This window comes from Stenotrophomonas sp. (assembly GCF_032099025.1).
Taxonomy (GTDB): Bacteria; Pseudomonadota; Gammaproteobacteria; order Xanthomonadales; family Xanthomonadaceae; genus Stenotrophomonas.
Window position 1 is genome coordinate 110,463 of sequence record NZ_DAMCID010000013.1, and the last position, 15,063, is coordinate 125,525.

15 protein-coding genes are annotated in these 15,063 nt (G+C 63.7%); 4 read left to right on the forward strand and 11 right to left on the reverse strand.

Going from position 1 to position 15,063, the window contains the following annotated elements; genetic code table 11:
- Window positions 1–40: 40 nt before the first annotated feature.
- Window positions 41–1,096 (reverse strand): helix-turn-helix domain-containing protein, encoded by a 1,056-nt coding sequence (locus RT456_RS11350; RefSeq protein ID WP_313346525.1) that lies wholly within the window; start codon window positions 1,094–1,096, stop codon window positions 41–43.
- Between the two features lie 100 nt (window positions 1,097–1,196).
- On the opposite strand from RT456_RS11350, the gene RT456_RS11355 reads away from it, so the two are divergent.
- A complete protein-coding gene (locus tag RT456_RS11355) occupies window positions 1,197–2,315 on the forward strand; it encodes a kelch repeat-containing protein (protein ID WP_313346527.1) in 1,119 nt (372 codons plus the stop codon).
- Between the two features lie 93 nt (window positions 2,316–2,408).
- Here RT456_RS11355 and RT456_RS11360 read toward each other — a convergent pair whose 3' ends face one another.
- A complete protein-coding gene (locus tag RT456_RS11360; protein ID WP_313346529.1) occupies window positions 2,409–3,302 on the reverse strand; it encodes a LysR family transcriptional regulator in 894 nt (297 codons plus the stop codon).
- Between the two features lie 111 nt (window positions 3,303–3,413).
- Here RT456_RS11360 and RT456_RS11365 point away from each other — a divergent pair, with 111 nt between their 5' ends.
- On the forward strand, window positions 3,414–4,250 hold the full coding sequence (locus RT456_RS11365) for an SDR family oxidoreductase (protein WP_313346567.1): 837 nt from the start codon (window positions 3,414–3,416) through the stop codon (window positions 4,248–4,250).
- A gap of 109 nt (window positions 4,251–4,359) precedes the next feature.
- Entirely contained in the window at window positions 4,360–5,085 is a 726-nt protein-coding gene (locus tag RT456_RS11370) for a hypothetical protein (RefSeq protein WP_313346531.1), read from the forward strand.
- Between the two features lie 205 nt (window positions 5,086–5,290).
- On the opposite strand, the gene RT456_RS11375 is transcribed toward RT456_RS11370, so the two are convergent.
- Window positions 5,291–6,076, reverse strand: coding sequence for a carbon-nitrogen hydrolase family protein (locus RT456_RS11375; RefSeq protein WP_313346532.1), 786 nt, complete (start codon window positions 6,074–6,076; stop codon window positions 5,291–5,293).
- Window positions 6,077–6,249: 173 nt separating this feature from the next.
- On the opposite strand from RT456_RS11375, the gene RT456_RS11380 reads away from it, so the two are divergent.
- Window positions 6,250–9,678, forward strand: a complete 3,429-nt coding sequence (locus RT456_RS11380) for a response regulator (protein ID WP_313346533.1) — start codon at window positions 6,250–6,252, stop codon at window positions 9,676–9,678.
- A gap of 45 nt (window positions 9,679–9,723) precedes the next feature.
- On the opposite strand, the gene RT456_RS11385 is transcribed toward RT456_RS11380, so the two are convergent.
- The 8 genes from RT456_RS11385 to RT456_RS11420 form a co-directional block, all read right to left on the reverse strand.
- The gene (locus RT456_RS11385) at window positions 9,724–9,882 is read right to left on the reverse strand and encodes a hypothetical protein (protein ID WP_313346535.1); all 159 of its coding nucleotides are present in this window, start codon (window positions 9,880–9,882) and stop codon (window positions 9,724–9,726) included.
- Between the two features lie 152 nt (window positions 9,883–10,034).
- A complete protein-coding gene (locus RT456_RS11390) occupies window positions 10,035–10,517 on the reverse strand; it encodes a hypothetical protein (protein ID WP_313346537.1) in 483 nt (160 codons plus the stop codon).
- 206 nt (window positions 10,518–10,723) lie between these two features.
- Window positions 10,724–11,035, reverse strand: coding sequence for a hypothetical protein (locus RT456_RS11395; protein WP_313346539.1), 312 nt, complete (start codon window positions 11,033–11,035; stop codon window positions 10,724–10,726).
- Window positions 11,032–11,349, reverse strand: coding sequence for a SymE family type I addiction module toxin (locus RT456_RS11400; RefSeq protein WP_313346542.1), 318 nt, complete (start codon window positions 11,347–11,349; stop codon window positions 11,032–11,034). The genes RT456_RS11395 and RT456_RS11400 overlap by 4 nt, the downstream gene beginning before the upstream one ends.
- Window positions 11,350–11,655: 306 nt before the next feature.
- On the reverse strand, window positions 11,656–11,898 hold the full coding sequence (locus RT456_RS11405; RefSeq protein ID WP_313346545.1) for a cyclase: 243 nt from the start codon (window positions 11,896–11,898) through the stop codon (window positions 11,656–11,658).
- Between the two features lie 120 nt (window positions 11,899–12,018).
- Window positions 12,019–12,399, reverse strand: a complete 381-nt coding sequence (locus RT456_RS11410) for a hypothetical protein (protein ID WP_313346548.1) — start codon at window positions 12,397–12,399, stop codon at window positions 12,019–12,021.
- 38 nt (window positions 12,400–12,437) lie between these two features.
- Window positions 12,438–13,748: an XVIPCD domain-containing protein gene (locus RT456_RS11415; RefSeq protein WP_313346551.1), complete on the reverse strand. Its 1,311-nt coding sequence runs from the start codon at window positions 13,746–13,748 to the stop codon at window positions 12,438–12,440.
- A gap of 26 nt (window positions 13,749–13,774) precedes the next feature.
- A complete protein-coding gene (locus RT456_RS11420) occupies window positions 13,775–14,530 on the reverse strand; it encodes a hypothetical protein (protein ID WP_313346553.1) in 756 nt (251 codons plus the stop codon).
- Window positions 14,531–15,063: the final 533 nt, after the last annotated feature.

A 15,063-nucleotide genomic window follows, 5' to 3' on the forward strand; every position in this document is an offset into this window, starting at 1 on the left:
CAATATGCTGAAGCGCGTTTGGTGAGTCGCAGAACGCGTTTCAGGAGCCACTCTCCAGGCGCAGTTGGGCCTGCCGCCAGGCGGCGGGCGTGGTTCCTTCCACCTTGCTGAAACTCCGGTGGAAGGTGGACGTGGACAGGAAGCCGGATGCTTCCGCCACTTCCTCCATCGACGCCGCCGCCTGCGCACGCAGCAGCTGCTTGGCGGCCTCGACCCTGATCTGCGCCAGGTACGGCTTGAAGGCGGTCTTGTGGTTGTCGTTGAGCAGCTGCGACAGCCGTGCCGGGGGCATGTTCAGGCGCTTGGCCAGCTTGGCCAGGGTCAAGCCAGCGTCCTTGTACAGGCGCTCGTCGGTCATCAGCGCCTGCAGGGCGCGCAGTGCCGCGTCGGCATCTGTCTGCGCGATCTTGCGGTCCCGATAGGGCTCGGCGGTGGGACGAGGCGTGCGCCAGGCAAGCGCCAGGCTGGTGCTCAGGTACAGCACCAGCGAGAACGACAGCGCGCCGACGATGTACGACGTCAACCCGGCCGTGGCATAGGCCAGCCAGATCACCGCCACGCCCACGATGACCGATGCGACATGGGTGCGGGTCAGCGCGCCGGGCGCCTCATCGATGCAACCGTGCCTGGACGCGCGCAGGAACAGCCCAGCGGCCGCCCCCAGGCAGGCCAGCCAGCACACCTGGATGGAGGCCCAGACCGGCCCCGCCCACAGGCGCACATGGTCGGTATAGGGGAAGGCCACGCCGAAGGCGATCGCAAACACCAGCAGGCCCAGCGCGATGACCGGATCGTTCCGGGTCTGCCGGCGCTCGGGATCCATCCAGGCGCGGACGAAACCGATCAGGCAGACGCCGATAAAGAAACAGGCGGTCAGGCCGACCTGCAGCACCAGCTTGGAGATGTCCGGCCAGAAGTAGAACAGGACAGACTTGCCGGTGCGCAGGCTCAACATCAGCACCACGGCCGCCAGCCAACGCTGCGCCGGCCGGGCCGGTCGTCGCCACAGCAGGTAGACCGCCAACGCCGCCCCATTGAAGACGCCCAGACCGGCGAAGAAGAAGAGCAGGTAGGACGCCGGGCCGGTCCCATCCATGTGGTCTCACCTCGAAACGTGGAGGGGCGCCTACGCGCAGCTGAGTTGAACGGGCGAAGTATGCCAGTGTATTGAAGCTGCCCTGCGGCAGGTCATCCAAATGCGCGAAGCAGCCAGCCCGCTCGCCGGCACTGTACAAGCCGCCGCCGGAGAACGATCCTGCCTGGGAGCCCGGCAAGAGGAACTGCGAATGACCTACAACAAACGCGTACTGCTTTCCCTGCTGCTGTCCGCCGCGTTCGCGCAGACGGCGCCTGCATGGGCCGACACCGCCGGCCACGCGCATGAGACTGCTGGGCAACCTGGAGCGGCCCAGTGGACACCCATCGCGGCACAGGGTGATCTCGAAGCGCGGCATGAGAGCTCCGCTGCGCTGCTGGGCAACCGGATGTATGTCCTGGGCGGCCGCGGAGAGCGCGCCATGCAGTACCTGGATCTCGGCACCTCCACCTGGCACCCGGCCGCATCCCCGCCGCTGGAGGTACATCATGCGCAGGCCGTGGCCCACGCGGGCAAGCTGTACATCATCAGCGGCTTTACCGGGGGCTTCCCCGATGAGCAGGCGCTGACCCATGTGCTCGTTTACGATCCGGCCGCGGACACCTGGTTGCAGGGCACGGAGATTCCGGCGGAACGTCGCCGGGGCGCTGCTGGCGTCGCCGTGATCGATGGAGTCGCCTACGTGGTCGGTGGAAACACCCAAGGCCACAACGCCGGCTACGTCGCCTGGCTGGATGCGCTGGATCTGACCGACGGCACGTGGACGCGCCTGGCAGACGCGCCACATGCAAGGGACCATTTCCATGCAGCGGTCGTCGGCCGACGTATCTACGTGGCGGGTGGGCGCCAGTCCTCGCACAACACCGGCGAGGCATTCTCGAAGACCGTGTCCCCGGTGGATATCTACGACCCCTCGCAGCGGCGATGGATCAACAGCGACATCCGCCTCCCAACAGCACGGGCCGGTTCAACGTCCGTTGAGTGGAATGGCAAGCTGGTCGTACTGGGCGGAGAGAGCGCCAGTCAGACCGCCGCGCATGCAGAGGTGGAAGCGCTGGACGCGACCTCCCGCACCTGGTCAACACTGCCACCGCTTCCAAGGGGTCGCCACGGAACCCAAGCGGTGACGCGCGATGGAAAGCTCTACGTAGCCGCAGGAAGCGGCAACCGGGGCGGCGGCCCGGAACTGAGTGACGTCGTTGTGCTGGACATCGAATAGCCGCTCAGTTGCATCAACAGACTGACGCGAGCGCGTTGCCTACCTGCACACGGCGATCGCAATCGTCTGCCAGCGCCGTGGCGCACGGCAGCCTTACTTCTGCTCGCGAATCACCTGCACCAATGCCCTCAAACCCGCCGGCACGTGGCGGTGCCCCGGGTAGTACAGAAACAGCCCCGGGATCTCGGGGCACCAGTCATCCAGCACGGTCACCAGTTGCCCTGCGCCCAACGCACTCTGCGCCGCATCCAGCGGCACATACGCAATTCCCAGCCCGGCAGAGGCTGCCTGCACCATCAGGCCCGGGTGATCGAGCGTGATCACGCCCTGCACGTCCATCCGGATCTCCTGCCCTGCCTTCTCGAACTCCCAGCGATACGGCTTGCCACTGGGCAGCCGGTGGCGGATGCACAGATGCGCCGCCAGTTCCTCCGGCAGCCTGGGCGTTCCCCGTGCCGCAAGGTACGCAGGCGCTGCAACCGTCACGAACCGGGTAGCACGAGTGATGGCAACTGCCACCATGTCCTGCGGCACCGATTCGCCCAGGCGGATACCGGCATCGAAACCTTCGGCCACGATGTCGACCAGCCTTCCTTCCGTCACCAGGTCCAGCGTCACGTGCGGGTAGCGCGCCACGAAGGCCGGCACGATCGACTGCAGAAGCACCTGCACTGCCACCTCGCTGGCGTTGATGCGCAGCGCGCCCGACGGTGCCTCGCGGAACGTGTTGACCTCGTCCAGCGCTTCATCCAGCGCATGCAGGATCGGATGCAGCCGCGCCAGCAGGCGCTCGCCGGCCTCGGTGGGGGCAACACTGCGCGTGGTTCGATGCAGCAGCCGCACGCCCATGCGCGCTTCCAGGCTGCGCATCATGTGGCTCAACGTAGACGGCGCCAGCCCCAGCTCATCGGCCGCCTTGCGAAAGCTGCGGTGTTGCACCACCGCCGCGAAGGCACTCAGCTCCGACAGCGCAGGCCGACCATTCATGGGTACTTTTCACTGATTCATGCAGGATTGATCGCATAGCAACAGCAATGTGTCGGGCGTACGTTGGTGGGGAAGCGCCGACACACTGCGGCGCATGAGAGGAGTTTCCCCATGGCAACCTGGTTCATTACCGGCGCATCCAGCGGCTTCGGGCTTGGCCTGACCCAGCAGCTACTCGCGCGCGGCGACCGCGTCGCGGCCAGCGTGCGCAACGCGAAAGCACTCGATGCGTTGAAGGCGCAGCATGGCGATGCCCTGTGGGTCGCCACACTGGATGTCACCGACAGCGCGGCCGTCACCCGGGTCATCGGCGAGGCGTTCAGCCGGCTCGGTCGGATCGATGTGGTGGTCAGCAACGCGGCCTATGGCCTGTTCGGTGCCGGCGAAGAAGTGAGCGACGCGCAGCTCCGCAAACAGATCGATACCAATCTGGTTGGCTCGATGCAGGTGATCCGGGCCGCGCTGCCGCACCTTCGCGCGCAAGGCGGCGGCCGCGTGCTGCAGATGTCCTCCGAAGGCGGGCAGATCGCCTATCCCAACTTCAGCATCTACCACGCCAGCAAATGGGGGATCGAGGGCTTCGTGGAAGCGGTGGCCCAGGAAGTGGCCCCTTTCGGAATCCAGATGACCCTGATCGAGCCAGGCCCGACGGCCACCGGTTTTGCGAGCGCGCTGGACCAGGCCGATGCCCTGCCCGCCTACGCCGACACGCCCAGTGGCGCGATCCGCAGCGCGTTGTTTGGCGAAAACGCGGGGGAGTTTGCGATCGATGGGGACGTAGCCAAGATGGTGGATGCCATCATTGCGTGTGCGGATGATGCAGTGGCGCCGCGGCGACTATTGCTGGGGAGCAGTGCGTACACGCGGGTGCATGCGGCGCTGCATGATCGACTGGCGGAGCTGGAGCTGAACCGGACGATCACCTGCGCCATGGATGTGGACAGGTAGCAGTCTGCAGGGGTGCCACAGATGCCTGGAGCGACCCGCCGGGCATTCCGCCGCTCCATTGCTAGACTGGCGGGCCGCCCACCCTGCACTTCACGATCAAGGATCGACAATGACGCTGCTCACCAACCAGGTAACCGACAGCATCCGCCAAAGCGTGGACCGCGAGGACCATCCGTTCGACATCCAGTCCATCCACGTTTCCAAGGACGGAAAGAAGGCGTTGCTGCTGGGCTGCTTCGAGGACCTGGATTTTCCGGAGGTGTTTGTCTACAGCGCGAAGACCGGCAAGGCCCGGCGGGTAGTCAGCGAGAGCACCTTCATCGATGTGCCGCTGGGCAAGGCGTTCTGGGCAGCCAACGGCCGCGACTTCTACATGAACTGCTACGACGTCGACACCATCTACAAGGTCGAACTGGACAGCAAGTCCTACCGGATCAAGCAGTTCGAGGAAGTGGAAGAACGCGACGACTACATCGAGGCCAAGCTCAGGGAAGTGCTGGACCTGATCCGCGACGACAACAACCCTCCAGATGCCGTGGCTGCACCGGTCGTCTTCGAGAACAAGCACCACGAGTTTCTGGTGAAGCTCCTCGAGGGATTCCTGTCTGGCATCCAGTTCCAGATCACATGGATCAAACTGTGGTGGAACAACCATCCGCCGGAAGTCTCGATGGAACGGGCGAAGGCCGCCAAAACACAGTTCCAGGGCCACTACGGGACCATCGAAGACCTCAAGCGAACACTTGGCGTTGAGCTGGACACCAGCGCAATCAAGGACGCATTGGACAGGCTTGAGCTGCTGTACAAGCCGCCGGCTGACAACGCGCCGCAATGACACCCGCTCGGGCGTGGAGGACGTTGCAGCCCGTCGGATTCGACCCGCCAGCCCTGCTCCGGTACGCCAGGGAATACGAGACAACCCCGGCGTTCAGGTGGCCGGGCGTGTACCCGCGCCAGGTGACTGCGTCATGCGGCATCGAACTGCAGCCCGCGAGCATCAACAGGACTACCGTGGTGATTGCTCTGACCATACGGACTCCTCAGACCGGTCTGGCGGATGGCTGGATACCGGCCCCGGCCATCGAAGCCGCAGCATCCGCAAGCGGCAGCACCTCGCCCATACGCGTGGCCAAGTCATACACCACCACCGCCTCCGCCGCCGTATCCGCGCTGCGTACCAATGCGCCGTCGTCGCGCCACACAGCGGAGCGGCCCGGCATCACGAAGTCATCGGCCGGCCCCACGCCGTTGGCCATCATCACCGTCAGCCCGTGTTCCCGCGCAACGGCGGGGTAATGCCGGTAGGCGATTTCGACACCACGCGCTGACTTGGCCACGCTGGCGAGGTAAACCGTAGCGCCGGATGCCAGCGCGGCATGTACATGAGCATCCTGGAGCGACTCGTAGCAGATCGCCGGGGCGATCACCTCGCCACCCAACGGGAAGACCTCGCTCTTGGTGCCCGGGCTGAAGAACGGCAGCTCATCCGCGTGCAGGATCTGCTTGGAATAGACCACCGGCGCTTCACCGCAGCGGAACACGAACATCCCGATCTCTGTGCCGCGATGTCCGCGGAACGGCGCGCCGACCGCGATCAGCAACCGGTAACGATCGCTCAGCGTCTGGAATACCTCCAAACGCGCATCGCCCGGCGTCATCGCCAAGCGCCCTGCCATGCTTGGCTCGTAGCCACTGAGAGACAGCTCCGGGAAGAAAACCGCCGCTGCACCGTGGGAAGCGGCCAGTTCGATGAACAGGATATGCCGCTGGAGGTTGCCTTCAACATCACCGGCAATCGACCGCATCTGGGCAGCGACAAGCTTCATGGGGGCCTCCTCTCCAACAACCAGGGCAGGATGTAGCGCGGTCGACAATGCCGACGATCATGCATCCGATGGCCCCTGTCTGCGACCAGGAAGTCACCCACCGCATGGGTCACCCGCTGCGCGACCCCTCGCCATGCTACGCTGAACGGTTGCCTCCACCCTCCTGCCAGACCATGACCTCCACGCCCAAACCCCGCTCTTCCAGCCAGGCCGGAACCGCCTTCCGCACGCTTTGGCCACTGCTGGCGGTCATGCTGTTCTTCCTCGGCAGCGGGTACCTGGCCGGCAAGAACATCCGCACCATCCGTGAGGGCAGCGCGCTGGTGATCCGCTCCCAGGAAACGATGACCGCCCTGGGCGATGTGCTCTCGGCGGTGCAGGATGCCGAGACCGGCCAGCGTGGCTACCTGCTCACCGGCGACGACAGCTATCTGGAGCCCTATCGCACGGCGCTGGGGGTTGCCAGCACGCGGCTGGAGGCCGTGGAAGACGCACTGGCCGATGACGCCGCGCAACGGGACAGGCTCAAACTGCTGGCACGCAGGGTCCAGGACAAGCTGGACGAGCTGCATGAAACGATCGAAGTACGCCGCACCCAGGGGCTCGAACCCACCCTGGCCGTGGTCGGTTCCAACCGCGGCAAGGCAGCCATGGACGATATCCGTGCGCGCCTGGCCTCCATGGGCGCCATCGAACTGGACAAGCGCGCACGTCGCCTGGAGGAGATGGAATCGGCGTACAGCGCGGCCCTGAGCTCTGGCGCGGCCAGCGCCGTGCTGGGCGTCGTGCTGACGATCTTCATCGCCATCCTGCTCCGTCGCCATACCCGCGCACGCGAACGCGATGCCTGGCTGCAGCGCGGCCGGCTCGAGCTGGCCACCGCGACCGGCGGCGACCTGGACAGCGGCGCCCTGGCGCGCGCCAGCCTGGGCTTCCTCGCGCGCTTTACCGGCGCCGAGGCCGGCATGCTGTTCGAGCCGGCGGCCACGGGTTACCGGCAGATCGGCGCGGTGGGCACCGCGTCCGCGCCCGACGGCACCGACCAGGTCCGCGACAGCGGCAGCCTGCTCGGCCGCGCCGTGGACGAGAAGCGCGTTCTGGTGGTGTCGGATGTGCCGCCGGGTTACTTCACGGTCGGCTCGGGACTGGGCCAGGCCCAGCCACGCCACCTGGTCATCGCCCCCAGCATCCACGAGGGCGAGGTGAGCGGGGTCATCGAACTCGGCTTCTTCGGTGCGGTGCCGGCCGAAGTGGTCGAACTGCTCGAGCTCGCCTCCGGCGACATGGCGGTGGCCCTGCAATCGGCGGCCTACCGGGCCAAGCTCTCCGAGCTGTTGATGCAGACGCAGCGGCAATCCGAATCGCTGCAGGTGCAGAGCGAGGAACTGCGCGTCTCCAACGAGGAACTGGAGGAACAGAGCCGGGCGCTGCGCGGCTCCCAGCACGAGCTGGAAGAACAGCAGGCCGAGCTGGAACAGACCAACAACCAGCTCTTCGACCAGTCGCAGCAGCTCGAGAGCGAACGCGACAAGCTCGCGCGCGCCAACGCCGCCATCCTGGCCGAATCGCACAAGGTGCAGCGCGCCAGCCAGTACAAGTCCGAGTTCCTGGCCAACATGTCGCACGAGCTGCGCACGCCGCTCAACTCCGCACTCATTCTTTCCAAGCTGCTGGGCGACAACCGCGACGGCAACCTCAGCGCGGAACAGGTGAAGTTCGCGCGGACCATCCATTCGTCCGGCACCGACCTGCTCAACCTCATCAACGAAATTCTCGATCTGTCCAAGATCGAGGCCGGTCACATCGAGGTACACGCCGAGCGCTTTGGCGTGGAGAAGCTGCTGGTGGATATTGCGGCGCTGCTCGGTCCGGTAGCCAGCGAGAAGGGCCTGACACTGGACGTCTCGATGATGGCCGACTGCCCCGCCGTGATCGAATCCGATCGCCAGCGCATCGAGCAGATCCTCAAGAACCTGCTGTCGAATGCATTGAAGTTCACCGAAGCAGGCGGCGTAACCGTATCGGCGTCGGCGACGCGCGACGGCAAGGTAGCGTTCTCGGTGACCGACAGCGGCATCGGCATCGCGCCTGAGCAGCAGGTGCGCATCTTCGAGGCGTTCCAGCAGGCCGACGGCTCCATCAGCCGGCGCTACGGCGGCACGGGCCTGGGCCTGTCCATTTCCCAGGAGCTTGCACGCCTGCTGGGGGGCGACATCACCGTGGAAAGCGAGCCGGGCAAGGGCAGCTGTTTCCGCCTGGTGGTTGCGGCAAGGCTGGCGACCGCCGAACGCACGGCCGCTCCGGTAGCGGTGCCGGCGGCTGCGCCTGCTCGCCCCGCGTACGCAAGCACTGCCCAGACCATGACGCAGGAAGCGCGCCCGGCGAGCAGTGCGAGCGGCCGGGCGACCAACAACGGACGCGGCCTGATCCTGATCGTCGAGGACGACATCGCCTTCGGCCAGATCGTCAGCGACCTGGCGGCCGAAATGGGCTTCCGCGCGCAGGTAGCGCACACCGCGAGCGAGGCCCTGGCCGCCGCGCGCGCGGAGCTTCCGCACGCCATCGTGCTGGACGTTGGCCTGCCCGACCAATCGGGCCTGTCAGTGCTGGACGTGCTCAAGCACGACATGCGCACACGCCACATTCCCATCCATGTGGTGTCCGCAATGGATCATTCGCGCAAGGCACTGTCGCTCGGCGCCGTGGGTTACCTCGGCAAGCCGGCCACCCGCGATGAGCTGGCCAACGTACTCCTCTCGCTGGAGCGTCGCCTGTCGCTGCGCCCACGGCTGGTACTGGTGGTCGAGGATGACGCCGTCCAGCTGGATGCCGTGCGCGACCTGCTGGCCTTGGCCGATGTGGAAACGATCGGCGCGCGCTCCGCATCGGAGTGCCTCCAGGCGTTGGCCGAACATACGTTCGACTGCATGGTGCTGGACCTCACGCTCTCCGACGCCTCGGGGTTCGAGCTGCTGGAACTGCTCAGCGAGCAGAGCGCGCAAGCCCTGCCGCCGATCATCGTCTACACCGGTCGGGTGTTGTCACCCGCCGAAGAGGTGCGACTGGGCCGCTACTCAAGTTCGATCATCATCAAGGGTGCGCGCTCACCCGAGCGCCTGCTCGATGAGGTCACGCTGTTCCTGCACCAGGTGGTCAGCGACCTGCCCGAATCCAAGCAGGGCATGATCCGCACGGCGCAACACCGGGATACGGCGTTGGAAGGACGTCGCGTGCTCATCGTGGAAGATGACGTGCGCAACATCTACGCGCTGATGAACGTGCTTGAGCCGCACGGCTGCAAGGTGACCATCGCGCGCAACGGCCAGGAGGCCATCGACGCCCTGACCACCGCCGTTGGGGGGCCGGAGGCCATTGAGCTGGTGCTGATGGACATCATGATGCCGGTCAAGGATGGCCTCACCGCCACCCGCGAGATCCGGCAGGACGGCCGCTTCGGCAAGCTGCCGATCATCGCCCTCACCGCCAAGGCCATGCCCGACGACCAGCAGCAGTGCATCCAGGCGGGCGCGAACGACTACGTCGCCAAGCCGCTGGACGTGGACAAGCTGGTGTCGCTGATCCGGGTGTGGTTGATGGCGTGACCCGTGCAGGGGGCATCGCGTTGGGCGTTGCCCCTGCAGTCAATCCTATGCCGCGTGGAAAGTCCCATCGGCGAACGCACGCTTCAACCGCGACTGCCGCACGGCGAAATCGGCGTCAGGGTCGAGCACATCCTTCAGCTGAGAGGTTGTGCGGAAGAGCACGCCATCCCCCATCTCGCTGCTTTCTTCTGCGGCGTCACGCATGCGGGCGTCGTACACCGCGGACCCGATATCGGCGCCACGCAGATCCTGATTCCAAGGACAATTCGGGGCTTCATACGGCTTTCGTCAGAGGATGCGAGTGCAACATGGCTCACCCAGATACTGCATGCCCGCCTCGCTCGACAACGCGAAACTCACGACCGCACCATGACAGGTTCCGACATCACGGAGAGCGAACTTTCCATAACGTCGTCCACGGTCCCATATATACCGTGCTCCGCCAGAAGAAGCTCATCATCAAGCAGATCGAAGTCTTGATACGCTTGGGAATCGGGACAGGTCGACGATGTAATTTGACGCGCCATGTTCAAGGAGGATCTGAGCGAAAACTGGCCAAGCCGAAGCTGGTCATGCAGTGTGGCTAGAAGCAGACGACCAGCGAGAACCAGGTCGGCGTCTGGGGCGACAGCCCTTAGGCAGCTGATAGCCGTCTCACGCCGGTCAGCAGTTGCGACCTCGATGATCTGAATGCTCGGATGGCTACGATCAGCTATGAGAGAGAACGCCCATTCCCTCGCCGCTTCCAGCGGCAGCAGGCCGGCCTCAATTCCATAGAGAAAGTAGGCCGACGCCGTTGCATCGCTTAATGAAATCAGTGTGTCTTGGCTGCCAGGCATTTGACTGCGTCTTCCTGACGCCGCTTCAGGGTAGGGGGATACGTTGGCACGTTCGCGCTGTCTCCAAGCGGCGCTGGAACCGAGAGCATCTTCACGCGGCCTGGCAAGAGCCTAGCATTTGGTCTGGCACTCGTCAGTAGCGAACGAATATTGCGGACAGGGCACCCGCCAAAGCGACCTACCACTGCCCGCATCAGTATCCTGCCTCACCCTGCTCCGAACGGATTGTTGTGCCACCCGTACTGACGCTGGGCAACATCATCCAGATCGCGGTCGTCGCCGTCAGTGAGCGGCGCAGGCGGCGGCGCCAGACTGACCACCGCCCCTGCCGCACGACGCACCGCCGTGCTGCGCCTCCGTCCGTCATTCGCGTCGGGCTCGGATTGCGCCGCCACGTACGCCTCCATCAACTGCCGCAACACCTGCGCGGCAGGCCGGCATTCGCGCGCCGCCGCTGCCTGGAAGCTGGCCCGCAGCTGATCTTCCATCCTGGCCTGAATCAGAACGTTCCTGCTCATGACTGCCTCCCGCGGGCCATTTCCCGCTGTAGTTTTCTGGGAATCTTCGGAACTACCGGTGCCGGCCGCTCGATCACCGTGAGGGTGATAACACCCTCTTTGGCCTCCACCGCCAGCTTGGCGCCAATGACGAAGCCAATGTCATGCAGCCAGCGACCGCGCAGCTGGAAGCGAGGCAGGAGTTCACCGCGACGCATCGAGTCGGGATCCTCGTACCACTGCGCACAGACCTTGTAGGTGCGTGCAGGGCGGGAATAGCTTGCCCTGCGCTTGGGGAGTTCATCGAGGGGCGTGTCCGCCCACTGAGTAAGCATGTTGGACCTCCGGTATTGAGCACCCCTCGCCGGGATGGCAAGGGCGTCGGGAGGCTAGAAAACCGTTAAGCAGCAACCGGCGTGACGTATTTCCACAGGGGGTGTTGTATTAGCCACCCTCCCGACAAAGGAACGTCCAACATTTTGCTGCCTTTAGAGTTTCTAGACTCTGTAGAGCACCATGCGGGATGATGTGGAAGATGGGAAATCGCTTGTTTCTGTTGGTCGTCTGAGTTTGATGGGCTAGACCTACACTGTGACGCGAGTAGCCAAATCGAAGGACTCAGGGTCCTTCAATGGAAGCTGTCATTGATCGCTGGCGGTCCCGGACTCTGCTTCCAATGGCCGCTTGTGCGGCTCTTCGATGATCCGCTTGTTGAGGATGCGCACAGCACCCACCATCAGCAGCCGCATATCACGGACGATGTACTCCGCGAGCGCGTCGTCATCGATGTCATCGCCTTCGATATCAAGACGAAAACCTTGGCCTTGGATTCCGCCACCGTTGCTGAACTCGATTTCAAAATCGAAGCAGACACGCTTTTCCATTGAAGTCATCCGGTCCGTGCGGCCATGTTCCGCGAATTCTCGCACGCAACCAGTGCCAGCGGATGCCCCGGCTGCCATGCCACGTCTTCTCCATATTCCCGCTGGATCCAGCACCATCGGTCACGCCTTGCGGGCGAACATCCACATGACAAGAAAGACAGGTAGCGGCGACAGCATCATGATGATGCCCAGGCCGATGTTGGCGCCGCCGCCGGTGTTCATCAGGCCGTCGGCGTAGTACCAGCCCCACAGGGCGAGCGAGGCCAGCAGCCCTGCGATGTAACCTCTGCGCGGGTACGGTGGCCGTCGCACGGCGACCCATAGCGAAAACAGGGCAAATGGCGCCAGGGCAAGTGCGGTACGCACCCAGCGCGGATGCACTTCGGGACCCATGCCAAAGGTGCGCGACCTCAGATGATCGAGCAACCATTCAACGCCCCATACGATGGAGATCGCGTACACGATGGAGAGAAGCATCAACTTCGCGGCAGTGGTACGCATGGCGGTCTACCTTCTGAGTCGTTTAAGCCTGGGCAGATTCAGCCCATCCGCATGCTCCGCGCTTCAAGGTCGCGTTGGTCCTGCTGGGTGCGCTGTTCGGCGTGCACTGCCAGAGTCTGCTGCTCCTGTGAGGCGACGTCCAGCCGCCGCAGGGACTGCTCCACCGGCGTCTGCACGGCCACATCTGTCTGCATCGAAGCGCGCTGCTGTGCCGGGTCCCCAAGGGCGCCCTGTACGACGAATACATTGCGCCCGGCAGCCGCGTCTGCGGTGGCCTGACTGAATACCACATGGTCGGCCCGATCCAGCCTGTTCTCAACCGCCAGCGTCGTAAGGCTGGCGGTAAGCCGCTCGCTAGTTTCGTCAAAGCTGCGCCCGTGCGTGGCGTCCAGCCCAGCTACATGCTCGCGAATCTGCTGGTAGAGCGGGTAATGCTCATCGCCGGGTCGCAGACCGGCAAAGCGCGGACTGTGCTCCTGTCCGGGCGTTTCATTGAGGACCACCTTGGGAGTTTCGATCCGCTGCCGGTAAGGATCATCCTCATGGAACTGGGTCGCCTTGAGCTGGCGCTCCACACGCACGTCGCGAGCATCGTCAAGCTCTTGCAACATCTTCGGATTCCGCTCCTGAATGGGGAAGCCGCCCTCGGCCTGGTGGTACCAGGTGCCTGCCTTCTCGTCATAGATGTGGAACGAGCTGCGAATGCCGATGACGTTGGGGTCCTTGGCGGGGAGGGCCTGATCTATCATGCCCACTTCATGCAAAGTCAACGTCCCAATGTATGCTCCGGCCTGTTCAGGCATGGCAGCCCGTGCATGACCAATGGTCTTTGCCGCCCTGATTACACCACCCCAGTCGTTGTTGAGCATGTCTTTCCAGACCTGCTCGGCCGCATCTTCACTTAGATTCTTGCGTGATGCCTCCAACAGGATGCGGGGCGTCCAGCAGTTCGGGTCCAGGTTATGGCGCTCAAAGGCCAGATCATGCGCCTTTTGCACATCGCGACCTGGCAGATTCAGCGCCAGCGAAGGATTTCCAGCTTCCAACCAATGCTCACGGCGCTCAAGATCGCGCTTGAGAAGCGTTTGGCCAAAGTCCTCCCACTCCCGCTCTGTCAGAGTGCGGTCTGTCAGGGCGGGGTTACGCGCGCTCTGGCTCCTGGCCTGAGACTGCGCGTACGAATTGGCCACCTGCCCAGGTACGTTGTCATTGCGCACCACGCCCAACGCAAGCAGGCCATAACCGTCATTGCCAGGCTTTTGTGCGAGGTAGTTCCAATACAGTTCGCGGTTGCCCTGATCGGCATACGACCGCAGGATGTCTAGATCCTTCTGATTCAATCCGCTCACGCGTTGTTCCTCCTGAACGTTCCGGTTTACTCAACCTTGTACTGGGCAAGTACGCCGCGTGCAGCGGCCTCAATCGCCTTCCAATCCTTCAGGAAAACGCGAGGGTAAGAAAGGGTCACCGAGAGGGCGTTGTCAGCATCCACAAAATAGTGGCTGCAACCGGACACAGCGATCTGCTCATCAATTTCAATGCGATCCCCGTCAAGGGCCAAGCCGTCTCGCCCATCAATTAGTTGATCGCACTTGATGAAACTCGCCAGCTTCCCATCCGCACTGCGAGCGATGTACCAGTCGTCCTCGAAGTTGGGGTTGCGCTTGGCGGGCATGCCGGTCTGTTGTTCGTATGCCCTGCCAAACTGAGCCATCCGATCTTCATCAACCGCGTAAGGCGTGAGGCCGTACTGCTCAGGCCCAGGTTTTCGAAGGTCCAACCGACGGCGGGGATCATTCCTATATACGGAACCTTCTTCGCTGGTGGCATCCGTACTGGTCTTACGATCCAGCAACTCAGAGACCGGCACGCGATCTATGTAGTCCACCGCCATGGAAATTGCACGATGGTGGTCGACCATCGTGCGGGATCCACGCGTGCCAGGCGAAGCTGCCTTCAGCTCAGGCCACATCAGCGTCAAGCCAATGCCGCCGCCAACGGCCGGCCCGATCTGGTCTTCGTAGAGATTCGCCGGGAAGGCGTAACGGTGCGGGCCGAGCGTCGCTACCACCGGTGCCGTGGTGTAGGTGTAGCCATCAACAGTGCGGCTCTGGCTGGCATCTTCAAACATGGCAGTCTCCTTGTGTCCCTTCTCCGTGGGTGGTGCCTTGGCACACGCGCTGGCGCTCAGGGCGATGGCGAGTGCAACTGTCAGGCACCTGCCGGATGACATCGCGCTCATGGGCCATTCCATTGCATTGGTTGGGGTTCACTATAGGCAAAATCTTGGCGACGGGACAGGAGCCGGGCCACCCTTAAGAGCCTGAATCGCACGAATACGGGCTACCACGCCTTGCCTCAGCCGGTTAAAGAGTGACGTATGCGGCCCATCTGCGAAGGCGGCCCCGATAGCCCTTCGATCCCAATTAGTTGGGACGGGGAAGGCTCGCTTGCGACCAGTACCGACTTCCGCACATATTTCGCTAAGCGGCCCCAAGTTTGCGCACATTGGAACCGATCATCGCAATGATGAGAGAAGGTCAAGGGTTGAACTGAAGCTTCCCTGCTTACGGAATCGAAGACTATGCACACGTCTTTAAAAGTCGCAGTGAACCTGCCCCCTTGAATCGGACGCCTTAAAGCACGGATTTAGGCGGCGGATTT

What these genes read in the sequence shown, in the direction of transcription:
- RT456_RS11420 (WP_313346553.1), bottom strand. Translation starts at nt 14,530, where the DNA reads ATGTTTGAAGATGCCAGCCAGAGCCGCACTGTTGATGGCTACACCTAC.
- RT456_RS11410 (WP_313346548.1), bottom strand. Translation starts at nt 12,399, where the DNA reads ATGCGTACCACTGCCGCGAAGTTGATGCTTCTCTCCATCGTGTACGCG.
- RT456_RS11355 (WP_313346527.1), top strand. Translation starts at nt 1,197, where the DNA reads ATGCGCGAAGCAGCCAGCCCGCTCGCCGGCACTGTACAAGCCGCCGCC.
- RT456_RS11405 (WP_313346545.1), bottom strand. Translation starts at nt 11,898, where the DNA reads ATGGAAAAGCGTGTCTGCTTCGATTTTGAAATCGAGTTCAGCAACGGT.
- RT456_RS11380 (WP_313346533.1), top strand. Translation starts at nt 6,250, where the DNA reads ATGACCTCCACGCCCAAACCCCGCTCTTCCAGCCAGGCCGGAACCGCC.
- RT456_RS11365 (WP_313346567.1), top strand. Translation starts at nt 3,414, where the DNA reads ATGGCAACCTGGTTCATTACCGGCGCATCCAGCGGCTTCGGGCTTGGC.
- RT456_RS11360 (WP_313346529.1), bottom strand. Translation starts at nt 3,302, where the DNA reads ATGAATGGTCGGCCTGCGCTGTCGGAGCTGAGTGCCTTCGCGGCGGTG.
- RT456_RS11385 (WP_313346535.1), bottom strand. Translation starts at nt 9,882, where the DNA reads ATGCGTGACGCCGCAGAAGAAAGCAGCGAGATGGGGGATGGCGTGCTC.
- RT456_RS11375 (WP_313346532.1), bottom strand. Translation starts at nt 6,076, where the DNA reads ATGAAGCTTGTCGCTGCCCAGATGCGGTCGATTGCCGGTGATGTTGAA.
- RT456_RS11350 (WP_313346525.1), bottom strand. Translation starts at nt 1,096, where the DNA reads ATGGATGGGACCGGCCCGGCGTCCTACCTGCTCTTCTTCTTCGCCGGT.
- RT456_RS11400 (WP_313346542.1), bottom strand. Translation starts at nt 11,349, where the DNA reads ATGCTTACTCAGTGGGCGGACACGCCCCTCGATGAACTCCCCAAGCGC.
- RT456_RS11395 (WP_313346539.1), bottom strand. Translation starts at nt 11,035, where the DNA reads ATGAGCAGGAACGTTCTGATTCAGGCCAGGATGGAAGATCAGCTGCGG.
- RT456_RS11390 (WP_313346537.1), bottom strand. Translation starts at nt 10,517, where the DNA reads ATGCCTGGCAGCCAAGACACACTGATTTCATTAAGCGATGCAACGGCG.
- RT456_RS11370 (WP_313346531.1), top strand. Translation starts at nt 4,360, where the DNA reads ATGACGCTGCTCACCAACCAGGTAACCGACAGCATCCGCCAAAGCGTG.